Origin of the sequence: Bacillus sp. SM2101, assembly GCF_018588585.1 — a bacterium.
GTDB classification, from domain to species: domain Bacteria; phylum Bacillota; class Bacilli; order Bacillales; family SM2101; genus Nanhaiella; species Nanhaiella sioensis.
Genome location: NZ_JAEUFG010000006.1, coordinates 35,647 through 58,353, shown reverse-complemented (window position 1 = coordinate 58,353; position 22,707 = coordinate 35,647). Strand labels below are relative to the sequence as shown.

Sequence of the window (22,707 nt, the reverse complement as noted above, 5' to 3'; positions counted from 1 at the left end):
GTTGAAAGCAAATTATTCTGTGTTATAATGTAGTGGTTGTATTGTAGTAAATTTGAAGCTACATATAAGTGCGCAAAAAGATAATGATATAATCAATTCGTTATCTATCATATTTGATTAATGAAGCATATAAATAGATGTTGGAGGGAATTTTTATGTCTGCAAAATGGGAAAAATCAGAAGGGAACCAAGGTGTCCTAACTGTTGAAGTAGATGCAGAAAAAGTTAATGAAGGACTAGATGCTGCGTTTAATAAAGTTGTGAAACAGGTGAACGTTCCTGGTTTCCGTAAAGGTAAAATGCCAAGAAGTCTATTCGAAAAAAGGTTCGGCGTAGAGTCTTTATATCAAGATGCTTTAGATATTTTATTACCTGAGGCATACTCAGCAGCTGTAGAGGAAACTGGAATTGAACCAGTTGATCGCCCAGATGTTGATATTGAACAAATGGAAAAAGGTAAAACACTTATTTTCACAGCCAAGGTAACAGTGAAACCGGAAGTTAAATTAGGTGAATATAAAGGCTTAGAAGTTGAAGAAATTGATGCTACTGTAACTGATGAAGATGTTGATAATGAGCTTAAGCAACTTCAAGAACGCCAAGCAGAATTAACTTTAAAAGAAGAAGGTTCTGTTGAAAACGGTGATACAGTAATCATGGATTTCGAAGGTTTTGTTAATGGTGAAGCATTCGAAGGTGGAACAGCTGAAAATTATTCATTAGAAATCGGCTCAGGTACATTTATTCCTGGTTTTGAAGATCAGTTAGCTGGTTTAGAAGCAGGTGCTGAAAAAGAAGTTGAAGTAACTTTCCCTGAAGAATACCACTCTGAAGAATTAGCTGGCAAGCCAGCAACGTTTAAGGTGAAAGTTCATGAAATAAAAGCAAAAGAACTTCCTGTCTTAGATGATGAGTTTGCAAAAGATGTTGATGATGAAGTTGAATCTTTAGAAGAATTAACAACAAAAACGAGAGAAAAATTACAAGAAACTAAAAAGCGTGAAGCAGAGGATAGCCTTAGAAATTCATTAATAGAAAAAGCTGCTGAAAATGCTGAAGTAGAAATTCCAGAAGCCATGTTTAAAACTGAGACAGATAGAATGGTTCAAGAGTTTGAACAGCGTCTACAAATGCAAGGCATGAACCTTGAGCTATACACACAATTCTCTGGTCAGGATGAAGCGGCACTCAGAGAGCAGATGAAGGAAGAAGCTGAAAAACGCGTTAAAATTAACTTAACTTTAGAAGCAATTGCTGCAGCTGAGAATTTTGATGTTACAGACGAAGAAATTGAAAAAGAACTTGAAAATATGGCAGGTATGTACAACATGCCTATAGAAGAAATTAAGAAGATGTTAGGGAATTTAGATAGCATCAAAGGAGATTTAAAAATTCGTAAATCAATTGATTTTCTTGTAGAGAATCGTAAAGATGTTGCATAATAATAAGTAAGAAGTAAAACAAGGCACGAAGTACTTCGTGCCTTGTTTTATCTAATCAGAGGAATATTGCATGCGTCTTATTTTTCCATGTATTGCTAACAATAATGTTATTTTTTTTAAATGAGTATGGGTAAAGTAATTATTAATGGCTCCTTTCTAACCATGTTGCTAATGTTCATAAGTTGGAAGAGCTCGTTTTAAAAAAGGCTCTTTCGTAAATTTGTTGCTATTATCACCAAATTAGACCCATAAGATGTGGCTCTAGATGTTAGTCATCACGTTTCAGAATAAAAGGTGCCAAGAACACTAGTTGTGTACGTGTTTATTTCTCTGTAGGAAGAAAACAATGAGAAAACTGCTTATTCATAAACGATAAGTAGGTCAATGCATTCTACTGTTATTATTTATCCGTATGAGTTATAATGTTGTATTAATAAAGATGATCAGTTGTTATACATAGTGTTGAGCGCATTATTTTTGTTAGCAAGTACATTTGTGATAAAATGCAATACATAACTTTTTTAAAATCGGTAATTTTGATTGTACTATGAGGATAACAAGAACATAGAAGGATAAGGCGCTGTTGCTTTGAACATCCTCCATAAGAAAAAATGAAATAAGGGGTGAAAATATGGGATTTAAATTTAACGAAGAAAAAGGACAATTAAAATGTTCGTTTTGCGGAAAAACCCAAGATCAGGTTCGTAAATTAGTTGCCGGTCCAGGTGTATATATATGTGATGAATGTATAGAATTATGCACTGAAATAGTTGAAGAGGAATTAGGGACTGAAGAAGAAGTAGAATTCAAAGAAGTTCCGAAACCAATTGCAATTCGCGAAATCCTTGACGAGTACGTTATTGGTCAAGATGCTGCAAAGAAATCCCTTGCGGTAGCAGTGTACAATCATTACAAGCGAATTAACTCAAATAGTAAAATTGATGATGTTGAACTTTCAAAAAGTAACATCGCAATGATAGGCCCAACTGGATCAGGTAAAACTTTGCTAGCTGAAACATTAGCAAGAATTTTAAATGTACCATTTGCTATTGCTGATGCAACATCACTTACTGAGGCTGGATATGTAGGTGAAGACGTTGAAAATATTTTGCTAAAGTTAATACAAGCAGCTGATTATGATGTTGAAAAGGCTGAAAAGGGTATCATTTATATTGACGAGATAGATAAAGTTGCTCGTAAATCGGAAAACCCTTCTATTACTCGTGATGTTTCTGGAGAAGGCGTGCAACAGGCATTGCTGAAAATTTTAGAAGGCACGATTGCTAGCGTTCCTCCTCAAGGTGGAAGGAAGCACCCACATCAAGAGTTTATTCAAATTGATACAACAAATATTTTGTTTATATGTGGTGGTGCCTTTGATGGCATTGAGCCAATTATAAAACGCCGTTTAGGAAAAAAAGTGATCGGTTTTGGTTCAGACATGAAGCAAAAAGAGCATGATCAGAAGGAGCTGTTATCAAAAGTTCTACCTGAAGACTTGCTGAAGTTTGGACTAATTCCAGAGTTTATAGGTCGATTACCTGTAATTGCAAGCTTAGAACCACTTGATGAAGATGCATTAGTAAAAATTCTTACATTACCTAAAAATGCACTCGTGAAACAGTATCAGAAAATGCTTGAGCTAGATAATGTAGAGTTAGATTTTGAAGAAGATGCTCTGATTGAAATTGCCAAAAAAGCAATTGAACGTAAAACAGGGGCTCGTGGTCTACGTTCAATTATTGAAGGTATTATGCTGGATGTTATGTTCGAGCTTCCTTCTAGAGAGGACATATCAAAGTGTATTATAACAGCAGATACTGTTATGCATAATACTCCACCAAAATTAATACTTGATGATGGTTCAGAATTAAAAGATCGAAAAACATCAGCTTAAAAATTGTCTGGAAACATAACAACCTCTAAAGGATTTTACTTACCTTTAGAGGTTTTTGGGGTTTTAATCCCAATAATATTTTAGGATAGTGGGCAGCTAATTTACCGATGAATGAACGAGATGTTCAGTTGTCAGTGACTTATTTCCATTAATTTTAATGTATGAAAAAAATGTGTTTATACAAACTTCTGCACGGAGATACTATCAATTAATGATGGATTCATACGTTCAGGAGGGAATTGATATGAGTTGGACTAGCATCGCCTTACTCGTCCAGTTATTTTTTGGTGTAATTATTGGGCTATATTTTTGGAATTTATTAAGAAATCAACGCACTCAAAAAATATCAATTGATAAAGAATCACGTAAAGAAATGGAACATTTGAGAAAACTTCGTTCTATTTCATTGACTGAGCCATTAGCCGAAAAAGTTCGGCCGTCAAGTTTTCAAGAAATTGTCGGACAAATCGATGGAATTCGTTCTTTAAAGGCTGCTTTATGTGGGCCAAACCCTCAACATGTCCTTATATATGGCCCACCTGGTGTTGGAAAGACGGCTGCGGCTAGATTAGTATTAGAAGAAGCAAAAAAAAGCACTAAATCACCATTTCACCAATCTTCGGTTTTTGTTGAACTTGACGCCACTACTGCTCGTTTTGATGAAAGGGGAATTGCTGACCCATTAATTGGCTCAGTACATGATCCAATTTATCAAGGTGCGGGGGCCATGGGGCAAGCAGGTATACCGCAACCAAAGCAAGGTGCTGTGACGAATGCCCATGGTGGTGTACTCTTTATTGACGAGATTGGAGAGCTTCACCCTATTCAAATGAATAAGCTACTAAAGGTTCTTGAGGATCGAAAAGTATTTTTGGAAAGTGCTTATTATAGTGAAGAAAATTCACAAATTCCTAATCATATTCATGATATTTTTCAAAATGGTTTACCTGCAGACTTTCGGTTAATTGGAGCAACTACTAGAACACCAAGTGAAATACCACCTGCGATTCGTTCTCGATGTTTAGAAGTGTTTTTCCGAGAGTTAGATAAAGATGAAATTAAGGTTGTAGCTAGCAATGCCGCTCAGAAAGTACAAATGGAGATAGAAGATAAAGGGTTAGGGATTTTATCAAATTATGCTAGGAATGGTCGTGAAGCGGTCAATATGGTTCAAGTTGCTGCAGGGATTGCAATTTCTGAAGAAAGAGAGAGCATATATGATGAGGATATAGAGTGGGTGATTGAGTCCTCTCAGCTTGTACCACGTTATGAAAAGAAAATCTGTGCTAATTCAAAGGTAGGTCTAGTTAATGGCTTAGCTGTATTTGGGCCAAATACAGGAGCGTTACTAGAAATTGAAGTAACGATTATTCCTGCAGAAGATCAAGGTACAATTAATATTACAGGCATTGCAGAAGAGGAAAGTATTGGAGATAGGGCTAAATCAATTAGACGAAAAAGTATGGCTAAAGGGTCTATTGAAAATGTAATTACTGTTCTTCGTTCTATGGGCGTCCCTGCATCAGATTTTGATATACACGTCAATTTTCCTGGTGGATTTCCAGTTGATGGACCTTCTGCAGGGATTGCAATGGCGACTGGTATTTATTCTTCAATTAATAAAGTGAAAGTTGATAGAACTGTAGCGATGACAGGAGAAATTAGTATTCACGGTAATGTAAAACCAATTGGTGGTGTCGTTGCGAAAGTGAAAGCTGCAAGACAAGCAGGAGCAAAAAAGGTGATCATACCATCGGAAAATATGCAAAAGCTTTTAAAAGGCATAGAAGGAATTGAGATTATTCCTGTCAATCATCTAAATGAAGTATTCGATATTGCTTTAATAAAGCCAAAGATTCATCATACTGAATCAATCATATCATCTTCAGCAAAACTACAGGAAAAAGAATCAGTTTAATGATCGATAATTGAAAAGGTTGTGTCCGTTTTGTTAATTGTTGATTTCAGTATTTAGTAAATACCACCCAAACGATGTTCGTGGTAATTTTTCTTCTCTAACAAACCTTATCTTGCTTTCCATATGGCTGTTTTCGGATTGATTGTTGCTTTTCGTACTAAGAAATAAATACGTATAAACCAAGTCTTTAATATAAAGTCACTTGCATAAATTTGTATGGTGCTGTCCTAAATTTAGTATCAAGAGGAATAAATAATAAGAAAAGAGAGTCTTTCAAATTTAGTAACAATAACAGCAGGATTTTTGAAATGAGCCATAGTATAAAGTGCCTTGTAAGTTAGACTCTTTGAACTGTGGCGCTTTTCAAAAAGCAAAAAACTCACCTTCAATAAATGCAGTGATAGTTGTTTCTATTTTACAAAGGAAAAAATGTACTATACAATAGTTCAATACAAGTATTTAGTGTTTTATATAATTGGAGGTATTTTTCCGATGGGTAAGAATAAACAAATGATCGTTCCCCTCCTGCCTCTCCGAGGAGTATTAATCTATCCGACAATGGTATTGCATCTAGATGTCGGTCGTGATAAATCTGTGAAAGCGCTCGAAAAAGCAATGATGGAAGACCGACATATTTTCTTATCATCGCAAGTAGATGTTTCGATAGAAGAACCAACGATCGATGATCTGTACGAAATGGGGACATTAACCCATGTTAAGCAAATGCTTAAGTTGCCAAATGGTACAATTCGGGTTTTAGTAGAAGGGATTAGTAGAGCTGAAATCGAAAAATATTATGATGAAGGTACTTATCACTCTGCAAAAATTAATACATATGAAGATCCGCAGGTGAAAGGCAATGAAGAAGAAGCGTTGATGAGGACAATGCTACAATTATTTGAGCAATACATAAAACTATCAAAAAAAATATCGGCAGAAACGTTTATGACCGTGTCAGATATTGAAGAGCCAGGGAGAATGGCAGATATCATTGCTTCCCATTTACCGTTAAAGATTAAAGAGAAGCAAGAGATATTGGAAACAACAGATCTTAAAGAACGTCTTCATCAAGTTATTACTATCATTAATAATGAACGTGAAGTTTTAAACTTAGAGAAAAAAATAGGACAAACTGTAAAACGGTCAATGGAACGAACACAAAAAGAGTACTATCTCCGTGAGCAAATGAAAGCAATACAAAAAGAGCTAGGAGATAAAGAAGGAAAAACTGGTGAAATTGAAAAACTAAAAAGTAAAATACATGAAGCTGGGATGCCTGACCAAGTAAAAGAAACTGCTTTAAAAGAGTTAGATAGATATGAGAAAATACCTGTTAGCTCTGCTGAGAGTGGTGTAATTAGAAATTATATCGATTGGTTAATTATGTTACCTTGGTCTGTTTCTACAGAGGATAGTTTAAATGTCAAAAAAGCTGAAAAGATCTTAAACGATGAGCATTTCGGTCTTGAAAAAGTGAAAGAACGTGTTCTTGAATACTTAGCAGTGCAACAGTTAACGGAATCGTTAAAAGGCCCAATTTTATGCCTGTCCGGTCCTCCTGGGGTAGGTAAAACATCACTGGCTAAGTCTATAGCTAAATCGTTAAATAGAAATTTTGTCCGTATTTCTCTTGGTGGTGTCCGTGATGAATCAGAGATTAGGGGTCACCGAAGAACATATGTAGGGGCGATGCCAGGTAGAATTATTCAAGGTATGAAAAAAGCATCTACTATCAATCCAGTATTTCTATTGGATGAAATTGATAAAATGTCAAGTGATTTTCGTGGGGATCCATCTTCTGCGATGCTAGAAGTACTTGATCCAGAACAAAATCATTCATTTAGTGACCACTATATTGAAGAACCATATGATCTATCTAATGTAGTATTTATTGCTACTGCTAATGATTTATCTACAATTCCAGGACCGCTTCGAGATCGAATGGAAATAATAACGATTGCTGGTTATACTGAAATTGAAAAACTGCATATTGCAAAAGACCATTTATTTCCTAAGCAGTTGAAAGAACATGGTATGAAAAAAGCAGTATTACAAATTAGAGATGATGGCTTACAGAGTGTTATAAGGTATTACACACGTGAAGCAGGCGTCCGTGGATTAGAACGTCAGCTTGCAACAATATGTAGAAAAGCAGCTAAGTTAATTGTTGCAGAAGAACGTAAAAGAGTAATCATTACTGATAAGAATATTGAAGAATTTTTAGGGAAAAAAATATTTCGTTACGGTCAAGCTGAAATAGATGACCAAGTTGGTGTGGCAACTGGGCTTGCATATACTCCTGTTGGAGGAGATACGTTATCAATAGAAGTTTCACTTTCTCCAGGTAAGGGGAAGCTTGTTTTAACAGGGAAACTTGGTGATGTAATGAAAGAATCAGCACAAGCTGCATTCAGTTACATACGATCTAGAGCAGAAGAGCTTCATATTGATCCAAATTTCCATGAAGAGAATGATATCCACATCCATGTCCCTGAAGGTGCAGTACCTAAAGATGGTCCATCAGCAGGAATTACAATGGCAACAGCACTTATTTCTGCTTTAACGGATTATCCTGTTAGTAAAGAAGTAGGTATGACTGGAGAAATTACACTTCGTGGGAGAGTGCTTCCTATAGGAGGACTAAAAGAAAAAACGTTAAGTGCTCATCGAGCTGGCTTAAGGAAAATTATTGTTCCTAAAGATAATGAAAAAGATATTGATGATATTCCAGAAAGTGTGAGAAATGATTTAACCTTCATACTCGTTTCTCATTTGGATGAAGTCTTGGAACATGCGATTTTAGGAGATACTATATGAAAGTTACAGATGCAGAAATAGTTATTAGTGCGGTGAAGCCAGAACAGTATCCAAATGCAGAGAGGTTTCCAGAATTCGCCTTAGCAGGAAGGTCAAATGTTGGTAAATCTTCCTTTATAAATAAAATGATCCATCGTAAAAATTTAGCTAGAACATCATCAAAACCAGGTAAGACACAAACCTTAAACTTTTATTTACTTAATGAGTCACTATATTTTGTTGACGTACCCGGTTATGGCTATGCAAAAGTGTCTAAGAAGGAACGGGAAGCCTGGGGTAAAATGATCGAGAAGTATCTTACTACACGTGAGCCTTTACGTGCGGTAATTTTATTGATAGATCTTCGTCATCCACCTTCAAACGATGATGTGATTATGTATGACTTTTTAAAACATTATGAAATTCCTACTATTGTAATTGCAACAAAGGCAGATAAAATACCAAAGGGTAAATGGGAAAAACACGCTAAAGTTATTCGTCAGGACCTACAACTCGACCCTAACGATCAGTTAATACTATTTTCATCTGAAACAGGCAAAGGAAAAGTAGAGGCATGGTCAGCTTTAAATAAGTTTATGTAATGATAGATAGTTGCAGTAAGCAGGGGAATATTATACTCTGCTTACTTTTTTGTGTTTAATAATGGTGTGCAATATATTGAGAAGTAAGAACGAGACAACTAGAATTTCATGGCGTCTTTACTGGTAGGAAGTGTTGAAAATAATAAAACCATTGTTAGCACAACAATGGTTACGAAGAGCGTCTGAATATATTAGCGTGTTAAATTCGAATTGCATATGCTTGAGGGAAAAAGAGACTCCTGTACTTTTCTAGTTGTCAGCACAAGGCTTCAAGGTCGTTTCGCCCTTTCACTCTAAAAGCAACAAGTGCCAAAGTGAAAGAAACTTCGCGTTTGTTCGAAGAGTCAGCATGAAGACAGACATTTGGAATTTGTGTAACATGATTGGGCATTCGCCAGCATTTTTCTAATTGTCTAGCCTTAGCCCTTTTGGAAAAATAGAATATATAAACCGATAGCAATAAGAATGAATGGCCAAAAACTTGATATACTTGATGTAGTATTTTCGAGATTGCCAATCCAATTCATAATTTCGTTATTAAATAGAAACAATAGAGCTATAAACAATAATAGTAACCCTTGAATCAAGCCTGTTTTTAATTTTGTATACTGTAATAATAATCCTATGGATATAATAAATAATAACATGACAGGATTATCTGGCCAAAAGGGTAAACTAAAGAAATTTTGAAAATGTATACCAAAGCCAAATAAAATAATTCCAGGTAATATATTGTTATATTGCTTAGTTATGTATGCGTGAGCTAGCAAGGCGGTTCCGATGATTAACAGCCAAGTAGGCCATGTGTAAAAACCTGGAGTTATTTTGATGTTTAGTTGTTGAATGAGCAAATAAATCCCAAATCCGATCAGGATTATACTAGAAAAAATGCTCTGTTTCTTCATGAAAACCTCCTTGAATTTATTAGAGCTTACTTGATAAACAAAGCTGTTTTTGATATTCTACACAATGTAGTACGTATTTAATTAATCTTAACATATGTTCATATTGTGTTCACATTTAAAAAAATGACAATATTTCATACATGTTATAATAGATATAGTTTTATGTATATGGGAGAATAGGCATATTAGGGGGTGCAAAGTTACAGTGCATATCATCGTTGTTGGGGTAAATTATAAAACAGCACCTGTCGAAATTCGTGAAAAATTGACTTTTGATGCAAATAGATTACATGAGGCAATGAAAGCTTTGCAAAAGCAAAAGAGTATTTTAGAGAATGTTATTATTTCAACATGTAATCGAACTGAAGTCTATGCTGTTGTTGATCAATTGCATACAGGTCGATACTATATAAAAGCTTTTTTAGCAGATTGGTTTAATTTAGATAAAGATGAGGTATCGCCGTATTTAACGATATTTGAAAGTGATGGTGCGATTGAACACCTATTTAATGTCGCATGTGGCCTAAAGTCGATGGTTTTAGGTGAGACACAAATATTAGGTCAGGTTCGATCAAGTTTTTTATTAGCTCAGGAGGCGCAAACGACTGGTACAATCTTCAACCAGTTATTTAAACAAGTAATCACATTAGCAAAACGTGCGCATTCGGAAACTGAAATTTCTTCAAATGCAATGTCGATCAGCTATGCTGCAGTTGAGCTTGCAAAGAAGATTTTTGGTCAGTTAACAAATAAACATGTGTTAATTTTAGGTGCAGGTAAGATGGGAGAACTAGCTGTCGAAAATCTTCATGGCAATGGTGTAAAACAAGTTACGGTTGTTAATAGAACGATGGAAAAAGCTGAATCCCTAGCCAAGCGCTTTTCAGGACAAGCTAAGTCAATGGAAGATATTCAACAAGCTTTAGTAGAAGCTGATATAATGATAAGTTCGACCGGAGCGAAGGACTATGTTATAAACAAAGCTATGATGGAACAAGTAAAAAAAATGAGAAAAGGTAGACCTATATTTATGGTCGATATTGCTGTTCCGCGAGATTTAGATCCACAGCTTGCAGCGCTTGATAATGTATTTCTATATGATATTGATGATTTAGAGGATATAGTACAAGCTAATTTAGCGGAGCGACAAAAGGCTTCAATACAAATTGAGTTAATGATTGAGTCAGAAATAGTGATGTTTAAACAATGGCTTAATACATTAGGGGTTGTACCTGTTATCTCTGCACTTAGACAACGTGCACTTGAAGTCCAAGCTGAAACGATGAGAAGCATCGATCGTAAACTACCGAACCTTTCAGAACGAGAAAGAAAAGTTATTAATAAACATACAAAGAGCATTGTTAATCAATTGCTAAAAGATCCAATCTTGGGAGCAAAAGAAATAGCTGCGGAAGATAATGCTGAAGAGTCATTACAGCTCTTTATGAAAATATTTAATATTGAAGAAGCGGTAAAGGTTGAGCTAGACAAGCAGCAGGTTCAACAACTTGCGACTGCAAAACAGCTATCTCTTCATAGTTCATAAGTGAGGAGACGAAAATGATAGATATATATATGACAAGGCTATACGAGTTTACCGTATGTATTTATGCTGTAAGTGTACTGCTATATTTTGTTGACTTTCTTCATAATAACCGGAAGGCTAATAGAGTTGCCTTCTGGTTACTTTCTATTGTTTGGTGTTTACAAACAATTTTTTTGTTTCTGAGAATGATGGAAACAGGGCGCTTTCCCATTTTGACGCTTTTTGAAGGACTCTATTTTTATGCATGGGTATTGATTACGTTATCACTTGTAATTAATCGTCTGTTACGAGTGGACTTTATTGTTTTTTTTACGAACGTTCTAGGCTTTTTTGTAATGGCCTTACATACATTCGCACCTAATCATGAAAAATCTGTCGCAGGCGCCGAGCAACTCATGTCAGAATTATTAGTGATTCATATTACAATGACCATATTGTCATATGGAGCATTTACATTATCTTTTATCTTTACAACACTGTATTTGATTCAATATAATTTGCTAAAACAAAAGAGATGGGGAAAACGCTTGCTTCGTATAGAAGACCTCACTAAATTGGATCATATGTCTTATGTGTTAAATGTAATTGGAGTACCAATGTTACTACTAGGGTTAATTTTAGGCTTGATATGGGCTTATATCCAAATTCCTAATTTTCATTGGTATGATGTGAAAGTCCTTGGCTCTTTTACGGTTTTAATTGTATACGGGGTTTATCTATATATGCGTGTGGGTAGGAATTTACAAGGGAAAACGCTTGCGACATGGAATGTGGCTTCATTTTTAGTACTTCTTATTAATTTTTTTCTATTTGGAAGTCTATCTAGATTTCATTAATAGTACTGCATTTTAAATAAAACGATAGTGGTTGCTGGAAATATAAATAACCACCTCCACTTTGCTAATGATTTAGGAGGAAATCATGCGAAAAATAATTGTAGGTTCTCGTAAAAGTAAATTAGCGTTAACTCAAACTAATTGGGTAATAGATACTTTAAAGCAATTAGGCGTTCCATTTGAGTTTGAAGTGAAAGAAATTGTTACTAAAGGTGATAAAATTCTTGATGTGACCTTATCAAAGGTTGGCGGAAAAGGGTTGTTTGTTAAAGAAATCGAACAAGCTATGCTTAATAAAGAAATTGATATGGCCGTTCATAGTATGAAGGATATGCCAGCTGTTTTACCAGAACATTTAACGATTGGCTGTATTCCAAAACGTGAGGACCCTAGAGATGTCATAATTTCAAAAGGTCACATTCCTTTTGAACAGCTTCCGAGTGGAGCAATAATTGGAACAAGTAGTTTACGAAGGGCAGCACAGCTGCTAGCACTTCGCTCCGATATAGAGATTAAATGGATTCGAGGTAATATTGATACTCGCTTAAGGAAATTAGAAAATAACGAATATGATGCAATTGTCTTAGCAGCAGCTGGGTTAGCACGTATGGGGTGGAAAGATGATGTAGTAACTGAATATCTTGAGCCAATAAGTTGTTTACCTGCTGTCGGTCAGGGCGCACTTGGAATTGAGTGTCGCATTGATGATACGGACCTTTTGAATGAACTGGCAAAATTAAATGATAAAGAAACTTCCCGAACTACTGAAGCAGAACGTACATTTCTTGATAAGATGGAAGGTGGCTGTCAAGTTCCAATTGCGGGGTATGCTCAAATTAACCAACATGATGAAATTGTATTACATGCACTCGTAGCATCACCTGATGGCGAAACAATTTTTAAAGAAACGATTACCGGAACAAACCCAGAGGAAGTAGGTATATTAGCTGCTATGAAGCTTACAAAAATGGGTGCCAAAAACCTCATTGATCAAGTGAAAGAGGAGCTTAATCAATAATGGATAATATGTTACCTCTACATAACAAAAGAATAGTTGTGACAAGAGGTAAACAGCAGGCAAAAGGCTTTGCTGAGAAAATTGTAGAACTTGGAGGTATCCCGGTAGAAATTCCGCTAATTTCTATCATCCCTGCAAATTATACACATGAAAACAAGATGGTTGTGAATAAGCTACATGAATATCAATGGCTTATTTTCTCAAGCGCAAATGGCGTACATTTCTTTTTTCAACATTTTCAGGAGCAGCTGGATTGTAACGTATTATTTCCGAAGATTGCTGTAGTAGGAAAAAGAACTTTAGAAGCATTACAACAGTATGGACACGAAGCGTCAGTTGTACCAAAACAGTTTGTACAAGAAAGTTTATTAGAGGCATTATATCCATATTTGAATTCGAGAAATCGAATTTTAAACGTTAGAGGGAATCTTTCACGTGATACGATAAAGTCTCAGTTAATTAATAGCGGATATGATGTAACGGATTTGGTCGTTTATCAAACAATTGAGAACAGCGAGAGTAAACATAAATTATATAGAATGCTCACAAATGATGACATAGATGTCATCACATTTGCGAGTTCCTCAGCTGTCAAAAACTTTGTATCATTATTAAGTGGGCATTCAATAGCCCACTACATCCGAGGCTGTATAGTCGCTTGTATCGGCCCTATAACGAAAGAAACAGCAACTAATCTTGGTATAACCGTGCATATATGTCCAAAAGAGTATACGCTTGATAGTATGCTGCAAGAGCTTGTTCGGTATTATAACCGAGTGTCAAATTAATAGGCTGTTTTCGCATTAATTGTTGCTTTTCGTACTAAGAGCCAAACACGTACACAACTAGAGTTAGTGGCATCTTTTCTTCTGTACAACAATGACTAACCATGTTAAACCACTTTTTGGTATTAATTGGATAACAATAGCAACAAAGTTTACGAAAAGAGCCTTAGAATAACATCTATAAGTGATAAGCAAATTTATTTAACTCGGACTTTTGTGAAAATCATGTGAGTATATGAAAGGAAGGATTTGTTACATGAAAGATATTAATTTTTCCCGTTATCGTAGGCTACGTCAAACAGCTAATGTCCGAAGAATGGTACGTGAAACACATTTACACGTTGAAGATTTCATTTATCCTCTATTTGTGGTAGAAGGGGAAAACCAAAAAAACCCTGTTTCATCGATGCCTGGAGTTTATCAATATTCACTTGATCGTCTTAATGAAGAAGTGGCAGAAGTTGTTGAACTTGGGATACCATCTGTCATTGTCTTCGGGGTACCTAATGAGAAAGATGATGTTGGCTCTCAAGCATATCATGACCATGGAATTGTTCAAGATGCTATACGACAACTTAAAGCATCTTTTCCTGAGCTTGTCGTTATTGCTGATACATGTCTCTGTCAATATACAGATCATGGGCATTGTGGAATTATTCAAGGTGGACAAGTTTTGAATGACCCGTCATTAAATTTACTCGTGAAAACAGCGATAAGCCAGGCAAAAGCTGGGGCTGATATTATTGCTCCTTCAAATATGATGGATGGTTTTGTAGCAGCAATTCGTCAAGGCTTAGATGAAGCGGGCTATGAGTATATTCCAATGATGTCTTATGGTGTAAAGTATGCATCTGCTTTCTATGGCCCTTTTAGAGATGCAGCTCATGGTGCGCCACAGTTTGGGGATCGTAAAACATATCAAATGGACCCAGCAAACCGTTTGGAAGCACTTCGTGAAGCTCAATCTGACGTAGAAGAAGGAGCAGACTTTCTCATAGTCAAACCAGCTCTTTCATATTTAGACATTATCAGAGATATGCAAAACAATATTAACATCCCAATTGTAGCTTATAACGTTAGCGGCGAGTATTCGATGATTAAAGCAGCAGCACAAAATGGTTGGTTGAATGAACAAGAAGTTGTTTTAGAAAAACTGACTAGTATGAAGCGAGCTGGAGTTGATCTAATCATAACTTACTTTGCTAAAGATGCAGCCCGTTGGTTAACTGAGAAGTAAACATGTTGAGAAACACTTATACGTCAGGGAATGTAGATACTTTATTACCCCTGAGTAACACCCTTGATTATTTATAGGAAGGTGTCTAATTATGCGAAGCTATCAAAAGTCAATTGAAGCGTTTGAAAAAGCACAACAACTTATGCCAGGTGGAGTGAATAGTCCTGTTCGTGCATTTAAATCTGTTGATATGAACCCGATCTTTATGAAAAAGGGGAAAGGATCAAAAATATACGATATCGACGGAAATGAATATATAGATTATGTTTTGTCATGGGGACCACTTATTCATGGACATGCAAATGAAAGAGTCGTAGAAGCAATTAAAAAAGTAACTGAAGATGGCACAAGCTTTGGAGCACCTTCATTAATTGAAAATGATCTTGCCCAGCTTGTTATTGATCGCGTACCATCCATTGAAGTAATTAGAATGGTTAGCTCAGGTACAGAGGCAACAATGAGTGCTCTTCGTTTAGCCCGAGGTTATACTTCTCGCAATAAAATAATGAAGTTTGAAGGTTGTTATCATGGACACGGAGATTCATTATTAATTAAGGCTGGATCAGGAGTTGCAACACTCGGCTTACCTGACAGTCCTGGTGTGCCAGAGGGTATTGCAAAAAATACTATTACAGTTCCTTATAACGATCTTAATAGTGTCAAATATGCTTTTGAGCAATTTGGTGATGATATTGCTGGTGTTATCGTTGAACCTGTTGCTGGTAATATGGGGGTTGTACCACCTCAGGAGGGCTTTCTAGAAGGATTAAGGGAAATTACTGAAGAGTATGGTTCATTATTAATCTTTGATGAAGTTATGTCAGGATTTAGAGTTGCGTATCATTGTGCACAAGGGTATTTTGGTGTTATCCCAGATATTACATGCCTAGGAAAAGTTATTGGCGGTGGCCTTCCAGTAGGTGCATACGGTGGAAAAGCGGAAATAATGAACCAAATCGCTCCGAGTGGACCGATTTATCAAGCTGGTACACTGTCCGGTAACCCACTTGCAATGACAGCTGGTTATGAAACATTGATCCAATTAACACCAGAATCATATGCACAATTTGAACAAAAAGCAGATCTTTTAGAGGAAGGTCTTTCAGCAGCAGCACGTAAATATGAAATTCCACATACAATCAATCGTGCTGGTTCAATGATCGGCTTCTTCTTTACAGATGAAGAAGTAACAAATTATGAAATGGCAAAAAAATCTAATTTAGCATATTTTGCAACATTTTATCAAGCTATGTCTGAACAAGGTGTCTTTTTGCCACCATCTCAGTTTGAAGGACTATTTTTATCAACAGCTCATTCACATGAAGATATTCAACATACAATTCACAGTGCGGAAAAAGCTTTTTCAAAGCTTAAATCTTAAGTAAATGAACATAGAAAAAGAAGGTGTAGATAAAGTGTACCATCAACTTTATCTACACCTTTTTCATGTTTTATCAACGTTTTATACATAAATGATCAATTTCATTCATAAATCTGTAATGTCATAGTAAAAATGGTACTTGTTTGAAAGGAGGAGTAAGGTGACACAAGAAGAGCAATCGTCGCTGCGATTTTCAATTGAAGAGTCGGTATGGTTTCAAAAGGGACAGGAAGTCTCTGAACTTTTATCAATTTCTTTAGATCCTGATATTATGATCGAAGAGCATGATCAATATATTACAATTCGTGGTTCGCTTCAGCTATCAGGTGAATACAGAATAGATGAAAATGCTGTACATGAAGACGTCAGAGAGTTTCCTGGAAGGGTTGTTAATACTATTATTACACGAGAAGATGGTGTAAGTGAGCTAAAGCATGTTTTTCCTGTTGATATAACAATTCCGAAGACTCGAATTGATCGTATGGATGACGTGTATATTTCAATCAATTCATTTGACTATGAAATTCCTCAAACAAGGTGTTTAGAAGTGTTTGCAGATCTTTCTATAAGTGGAATATATGATCATCACCAATCTGAGGTTATAAGAGAAGGTGAGTATTATGAGGAAATCATTGAGCATGAAGAGGGACAGGAAGGGACCGAACGAGTAGAAGTAAATGATGTCGATTCAATGGGAAATTTAAAAGATGGAGAAGATGTGGTGCATGTTGGAATTGAAGAAGACTTGTATGATCCATTCGAAGTTGAAGTCAGAAAACAAGTAGAAGAAGATGTTTTAGATTCAGCAAAAAGTGCTGAAAGTAATGTACCAAATGTAGATGTATATAGTCCTCAGGTTGAATTAAAAGGTAGAGAAGAAACTGATTTAGTATTGAACTTTGAAAGGCACAGTGAAGAACGTAATGAGGTTCAAACAAAGGAAATAAAGGTCAGAGAAGAAGCGATGATAGGGGACGAATCAGAAGCAAAACGTGATGAGAATGCACTATATTTAACCAAGATATTTGGCAAAGAGGAGCATGAAAGCGATTTTTCACAAGTGAAAATGTGTTTTGTTCAACAAGGTGATTCCGTACAATCCATATCAGAAAGATATGATGTATCTGTTCAACAGCTTTTACGAGTAAATCATCTCGAACAAGAACATGACATTTATGAAGGTCAAATATTATATATACCTATCTACATCGATAGCAAAGTTTAGTAATTAACATGACTACGAAAAATGAGGGTCATGATAAAACAGCAACAGTATTAAATTATCATAGTCCTATCCTAGCTAAATATGGAATAATACCCGATCAGGTTGAGCAGATTGGAAAGAAGCTTGTCAAAGCACATTCCAAGTCAGGAACGTTCGCATTGAAGAGATTGGATGGTAAATATAAAGACGGTTCATTTATTAAGACAATGCAATCTTTATTCGAACGTGGATTTACGAATATTATTCCTATTTATCGAACTAACAATGGAAACTTTCTTGTACACTTCGACAATAATTGTTTTTATTTAATGCCATGGTTTCAACATGAAAATCGTCAAGGTTTCTTTCAGCAAATGATGCGAGAATTAGCGAGACTTCATTATATGACATCGAAGGACATAGTGTATACGAATAATCAAATAGCAAAATCATATAATGATATAAAAGCATCATGGAGAACTCAAAGGGTCTTTTTGGAAAGGTATATGGAAGTGTGTGAAAGTAAATGGTATATGTCACCATTTGAATTGCAGTTTGTTACGTATTTTCACGAAATCATGCAAGCTATTCATTTTGCTGAACGAAATCTAGATCAATGGTTTGAAAGGACCAAACAAAAAAAGCATTCTCGAGTTTCAATCGTACACGGGAATGTTTCACCTGAACACGTCGTAAGCAACGATAAAGGAAAAGGTTATTTTATTAACTTTGAAAGGTCATCTATCGCTTCTCCTGTATATGATCTAGTTACATTAATACACCGGACATTAAAAACGTACCCAGTGAATAACCATGAATGTGTCGAGTGGATTCAGCATTATCAACAATTTAACTCATTAAAGGAAGAAGAACGTTTTTTGCTATACAGTTACGGTTCATATCCTCAACAATTATATAATATTGTTCGAAAACATTTAGCAAGTTCAACAAATAACAATGAGCTTCAGAGTACTGAACAATTACTACGGGCATATTGGCAAATGAAAAACATTGAGTTTGTTATAATGCAGTTAATTGACGGAGAAAAAATGACTAGTGACGAATAAAAAGAATCCCATATATAACATATCATATGTTGTATATGGGATTTTTTATATCCAATTGAATTCAAATGCTACTGCAATAACGACTAACAAAGCAAGTATAAACACATCAAACGTAGTTGGAAAAAAGATGGTACGAAGTAATTGAAAGACCGCAATAGGAATGATCATTTGTCCACAAATATCGCGAAGCTGACGCGCCCATGGTGGAAGTGAAAAAGGTGTGTATTTCCGTCTCATCGTTAGCCTCCTTACATTTAAATAAGCTAGTGATTTTCACAGCTACACTTTTCTTATGGCTGTTTTCGAATTTTTAGTTGTTTTTCGTGCTAACATATAACTATGCAAACAACTAGGATTTAATGGACATATTAGTATTGTAAATCACAAGAGTATTTCGGAAATTTCAACAAAGTTTATGAAAAGAGCCTTTCGTATAGATTAGGTTTTAGGGAATTGTATCGGTTTAAAGAGGAGAAAACACTTGGAGCAATCAGTAGTATAATTTAAGTCCATGATCACCTCAACTGAAAACAGCCTTTACAATAAATACTCGTAAATAAACATATATTAAAGTATGCCATCATCAATGAAATAGTGCATTCACCCATCTAATTTGCTAACTAATGAATAACTTTAAAAAAAATTGGTTAAGATGATTGACGACAAAAACAATTTTTCGGTAGTATATAGAATATAAATATGATACTATTGACAAACATATAAGAGATGCGTTCATGTTCATTGAACAATATCTAAATGCGTAGACAGGGAAGAGTACAATAGGTAGCTCCTTCAGAGAGAGAAATTTATAGCTGAGAAATTTCTTAGGATCGCTATTATTCGAAAGTCACCCTTAAGCTGCTTCTTTGAAAGATCGATGTGTCAATTAGAAGAAGCCGGATGCAACCGTTATTTGTTTAAGCGCTTAAACTTCATTGTGTAATAATGTAGTTTAAGAATTAAGGTGGAACCGCGGAAAATAAACTCCTTTCGTCCTTTTTTGGATGGAGGAGTTTTTATTTTTTAGTTAGGTTTTGCTTTTCGCAATTGATTGGCGTTTTTCGAACGTTGCTATTTTAATTTTCTTAAGTTATTAGTCAGGAGGAACTAACATGGAAACAAATGAACAAATGCTATCGACAAAATACGATCCAAATAAAGTTGAAAAAAATCGATATAAGTTTTGGCTTGAAGGAAAATATTTTGAGGCAACTGGAGATAGTGAAAAAGAACCTTATACAATTGTAATACCTCCACCAAATGTAACAGGCAAGCTACATTTAGGTCATGCTTGGGATACAACATTACAAGATATATTGACGCGTATGAAACGCATGCAAGGGTTGGATGTTCTTTGGTTACCTGGAATGGATCACGCTGGTATTGCTACTCAAGCAAAGGTCGAAGCAAAGCTACGTGAACAAGGAACATCTAGATATGATTTAGGAAGAGAAAAATTTGTTGAGGAAACGTGGAAGTGGAAAGAGGAGTACGCTAGTCATATTCGTCAGCAGTGGTCAAAGCTTGGCTTGGGTCTAGATTATTCACGCGAGCGTTTTACACTTGATGAAGGGCTTTCTAAAGCTGTTCGTGAAGTTTTCGTAACATTGTACAAAAAAGGTCTTATTTACCGTGGAGAGTATATCATTAACTGGGACCCACAAACGAAGACAGCCCTGTCAGACATTGAAGTGATTCATAAAGATGTGCAAGGTGCATTTTATCATATGCGTTATCCATTAACGGACGGTTCAGGGCATATCGAAATTGCTACAACACGACCTGAGACGATGCTTGGAGATACTGCTATTGCAGTTCATCCAAAGGATGAGCGCTATAAGCATTTGATTGGAAAAACAGCTAAACTACCAATAATCGGAAGAGAGCTAAAGATCGTAGGTGACGACTATGTTGATATGGAGTTCGGATCTGGAGCAGTAAAAATTACTCCAGCCCATGATCCAAATGACTTCGAAATTGGTAACCGTCATAATCTTGAAAGAGTTCTTGTTATGAATGAAGACGGAACGATGAATAACAATGCTGGTAAATACCAAGGGATGGATCGCTTTGAATGTCGTAAGCAAATTGTGAAAGATTTAGAAGAGCAAGGAGTACTCTTTAAGATTGAGGAGCATATGCATTCAGTAGGTCATAGTGAACGAAGTGGAGCTGTTGTGGAGCCATATTTGTCAACACAATGGTTTGTAAAAATGCAGCCATTAGCTGATGAAGCGATCAAGTTACAGCAAACAGGTGATAAGGTGAATTTTGTTCCTGATCGCTTTGAAAAAACGTATTTACGTTGGATGGAAAATATTCGTGATTGGTGTATTTCTCGTCAATTGTGGTGGGGACACCGTATTCCTGCTTGGTACCATAAGGAGACAGGTGAAGTGTATGTAGATCATGAACCACCAACTGACGTTGAAAATTGGGAACAAGACACTGATGTATTAGATACTTGGTTCAGTTCAGCGCTTTGGCCATTTTCAACGATGGGATGGCCTGAAGAATCTTCATTGGATTACAATCGTTATTATCCATCGAATGTTCTCGTTACTGGTTATGATATTATTTTCTTCTGGGTGTCAAGAATGATATTCCAAGCTCTCGAGTTTACTGAGAAACGTCCTTTTGATGATGTATTAATACATGGACTTGTACGTGCTTCGGATGGAAGAAAAATGAGTAAATCTTTAGGAAATGGTGTAGATCCAATGGATGTCATCGACCAATATGGTGCTGATTCCTTACGTTACTTCCTGGCAACAGGTAGCTCTCCAGGTCAAGATTTACGTTATAGCACGGAGAAGGTTGAAGCTACTTGGAACTTTGCTAATAAAATATGGAATGCATCGCGATTCGTAATAATGAATTTAGATGGCCTTAAGTATGAAGAAATAGACTTAACAGGAGAGAAGTCAGTAGCAGATCAATGGATATTAACAAGACTTAATGAGACAATTGAAAAGGTTACTACTTTAGCAGATAAATATGAATTTGGTGAAGTTGGTCGTGTGTTATACAACTTCATTTGGGATGATTTCTGTGATTGGTATATAGAAATGGCTAAGCTCCCATTATATGGGGATGATGTCAAGGCAAAGAAATCGACACGAAGTGTATTGGCATATGTGTTAGATAATACTCTACGCTTATTACATCCGTTTATGCCTTTTATTACCGAGGAAATTTGGCAAAATCTACCTCATGAAGGTGACTCAATAACAGTTGCTAAGTGGCCGCAGGTTCGTTCAGAACTTTCAAACGAACAAGCTGCAAATGATATGCACTTACTCGTTGATATTATTCGATCAGTCCGCAATGTTCGAGCTGAAGTGAATACACCAATGAGTAAGAAGATTAAGCTCCACATTAATGCAAAAGATGAGAATGTAGCTACTCGTCTAGAAGACAATCGTTCATATATCGATAGATTCTGTAATCCAAGTGAATTAATGATCGGTGTAGGATTACAACCACCTGCAAAGTCTATGACAGCGGTAGTAACGGGTGCAGAATTAATTCTACCACTTGAAGGCTTAATTAATATTGAAGAAGAAGTACAACGTCTGCAAAAAGAATTGGAAAAGCTGAATAAAGAAGTAGACCGTGTACAAAAGAAATTAAGTAATGAAGGTTTCGTCAACAAAGCTCCAGAAAAAGTAATTGCTGAAGAACGTGCAAAGGAACAGGATTATGTTGAAAAACGTGAAACAGTTCGTGCTCGTATCGCGGAACTGAAAGGATAATACATTAATAAAGAGCGGATTCATGTGAAAGGCATGATGAATGAGGAGCATTTTCTAAAGATTATTCAAAATTCATTTGTAGACAAATGAATGATGGATAGACTAAAATATAACACGAACCTGAGAGGGTTCGTGTTTTTTGAATATAACAAAGCTGCAGTGTTTGCGACGGATAGTCAAAGAGCTGCACTTTTCTATAATCTAGATCCTTTAGTCCTAGATATGATTTCGGCATTAAAATAAGCTTTTAATAGATCACACAGAGCTTTAGATTGGCAGGGAATATTAGAGGGGCAAGAGCTTCACGTTAATTGTTAC

The 22,707-nt window shown here is 35.8% G+C and carries 16 protein-coding genes and 1 other annotated feature; of the genes, 14 read left to right on the top strand and 2 right to left on the bottom strand.

Annotated elements, in window-relative coordinates; genetic code table 11:
• Positions 1–155: 155 nt before the first annotated feature.
• The 5 genes from tig (at position 156) to yihA (ending at position 8,655) form a co-directional block, all read left to right on the top strand.
• Positions 156–1,442 (top strand): trigger factor, encoded by a 1,287-nt coding sequence (gene tig / locus JM172_RS07350; RefSeq protein WP_214481503.1) that lies wholly within the window; start codon positions 156–158, stop codon positions 1,440–1,442.
• A gap of 631 nt (positions 1,443–2,073) precedes the next feature.
• Positions 2,074–3,339, top strand: coding sequence for an ATP-dependent protease ATP-binding subunit ClpX (gene clpX, locus JM172_RS07345; RefSeq protein ID WP_214481502.1), 1,266 nt, complete (start codon positions 2,074–2,076; stop codon positions 3,337–3,339).
• 244 nt (positions 3,340–3,583) lie between these two features.
• Positions 3,584–5,257 (top strand): ATP-dependent protease LonB, encoded by a 1,674-nt coding sequence (lonB, locus tag JM172_RS07340; protein WP_214481501.1) that lies wholly within the window; start codon positions 3,584–3,586, stop codon positions 5,255–5,257.
• 492 nt (positions 5,258–5,749) lie between these two features.
• A complete protein-coding gene (gene lon, locus JM172_RS07335) occupies positions 5,750–8,074 on the top strand; it encodes an endopeptidase La (protein ID WP_214481500.1) in 2,325 nt (774 codons plus the stop codon).
• Positions 8,071–8,655 carry a ribosome biogenesis GTP-binding protein YihA/YsxC gene (gene yihA / locus JM172_RS07330; RefSeq protein ID WP_214481498.1) on the top strand — a complete coding sequence of 195 codons (585 nt, stop codon included), beginning with the start codon at positions 8,071–8,073 and terminating at the stop codon, positions 8,653–8,655. Before lon ends, yihA begins: the two co-directional genes overlap by 4 nt.
• A 419-nt stretch (positions 8,656–9,074) precedes the next feature.
• Here the strand turns inward: yihA and JM172_RS07325 are convergent, their stop codons facing one another.
• On the bottom strand, positions 9,075–9,560 hold the full coding sequence (locus JM172_RS07325; RefSeq protein WP_214481497.1) for a LiaI-LiaF-like domain-containing protein: 486 nt from the start codon (positions 9,558–9,560) through the stop codon (positions 9,075–9,077).
• A gap of 205 nt (positions 9,561–9,765) precedes the next feature.
• Between JM172_RS07325 and hemA the strand changes: the two genes are divergently transcribed.
• The 8 genes from hemA (at position 9,766) to ysxE (ending at position 18,634) form a co-directional block, all read left to right on the top strand.
• A complete protein-coding gene (hemA, locus tag JM172_RS07320; RefSeq protein ID WP_214481495.1) occupies positions 9,766–11,106 on the top strand; it encodes a glutamyl-tRNA reductase in 1,341 nt (446 codons plus the stop codon).
• A 14-nt stretch (positions 11,107–11,120) separates the two neighbouring features.
• Entirely contained in the window at positions 11,121–11,942 is an 822-nt protein-coding gene (locus tag JM172_RS07315) for a cytochrome C assembly family protein (RefSeq protein WP_214481493.1), read from the top strand.
• 85 nt (positions 11,943–12,027) lie between these two features.
• Complete coding sequence (gene hemC / locus JM172_RS07310; RefSeq protein ID WP_214481491.1) at positions 12,028–12,960, top strand: hydroxymethylbilane synthase; 933 nt, start codon at positions 12,028–12,030, stop codon at positions 12,958–12,960.
• Positions 12,960–13,748, top strand: a complete 789-nt coding sequence (locus JM172_RS07305) for a uroporphyrinogen-III synthase (RefSeq protein ID WP_214481489.1) — start codon at positions 12,960–12,962, stop codon at positions 13,746–13,748. The genes hemC and JM172_RS07305 overlap by 1 nt, the downstream gene beginning before the upstream one ends.
• Positions 13,749–14,001: 253 nt before the next feature.
• On the top strand, positions 14,002–14,982 hold the full coding sequence (gene hemB / locus JM172_RS07300; protein WP_214481487.1) for a porphobilinogen synthase: 981 nt from the start codon (positions 14,002–14,004) through the stop codon (positions 14,980–14,982).
• Between the two features lie 91 nt (positions 14,983–15,073).
• Entirely contained in the window at positions 15,074–16,363 is a 1,290-nt protein-coding gene (gene hemL, locus JM172_RS07295) for a glutamate-1-semialdehyde 2,1-aminomutase (protein WP_214481486.1), read from the top strand.
• A gap of 160 nt (positions 16,364–16,523) precedes the next feature.
• Positions 16,524–17,588, top strand: coding sequence for a stage VI sporulation protein D (spoVID, locus tag JM172_RS07290; RefSeq protein ID WP_214481485.1), 1,065 nt, complete (start codon positions 16,524–16,526; stop codon positions 17,586–17,588).
• An 8-nt stretch (positions 17,589–17,596) separates the two neighbouring features.
• A complete protein-coding gene (gene ysxE, locus JM172_RS07285) occupies positions 17,597–18,634 on the top strand; it encodes a spore coat protein YsxE (protein WP_214481484.1) in 1,038 nt (345 codons plus the stop codon).
• A 45-nt stretch (positions 18,635–18,679) separates the two neighbouring features.
• Here the strand turns inward: ysxE and JM172_RS07280 are convergent, their stop codons facing one another.
• The gene (locus JM172_RS07280) at positions 18,680–18,871 is read right to left on the bottom strand and encodes a hypothetical protein (protein WP_214481483.1); all 192 of its coding nucleotides are present in this window, start codon (positions 18,869–18,871) and stop codon (positions 18,680–18,682) included.
• Positions 18,872–19,386: 515 nt separating this feature from the next.
• Positions 19,387–19,635: a binding site (T-box leader), on the top strand.
• A gap of 111 nt (positions 19,636–19,746) precedes the next feature.
• Here JM172_RS07280 and JM172_RS07275 point away from each other — a divergent pair.
• On the top strand, positions 19,747–22,389 hold the full coding sequence (locus JM172_RS07275) for a valine--tRNA ligase (protein ID WP_214481482.1): 2,643 nt from the start codon (positions 19,747–19,749) through the stop codon (positions 22,387–22,389).
• The last annotated feature ends 318 nt before the right edge of the window (positions 22,390–22,707 follow it).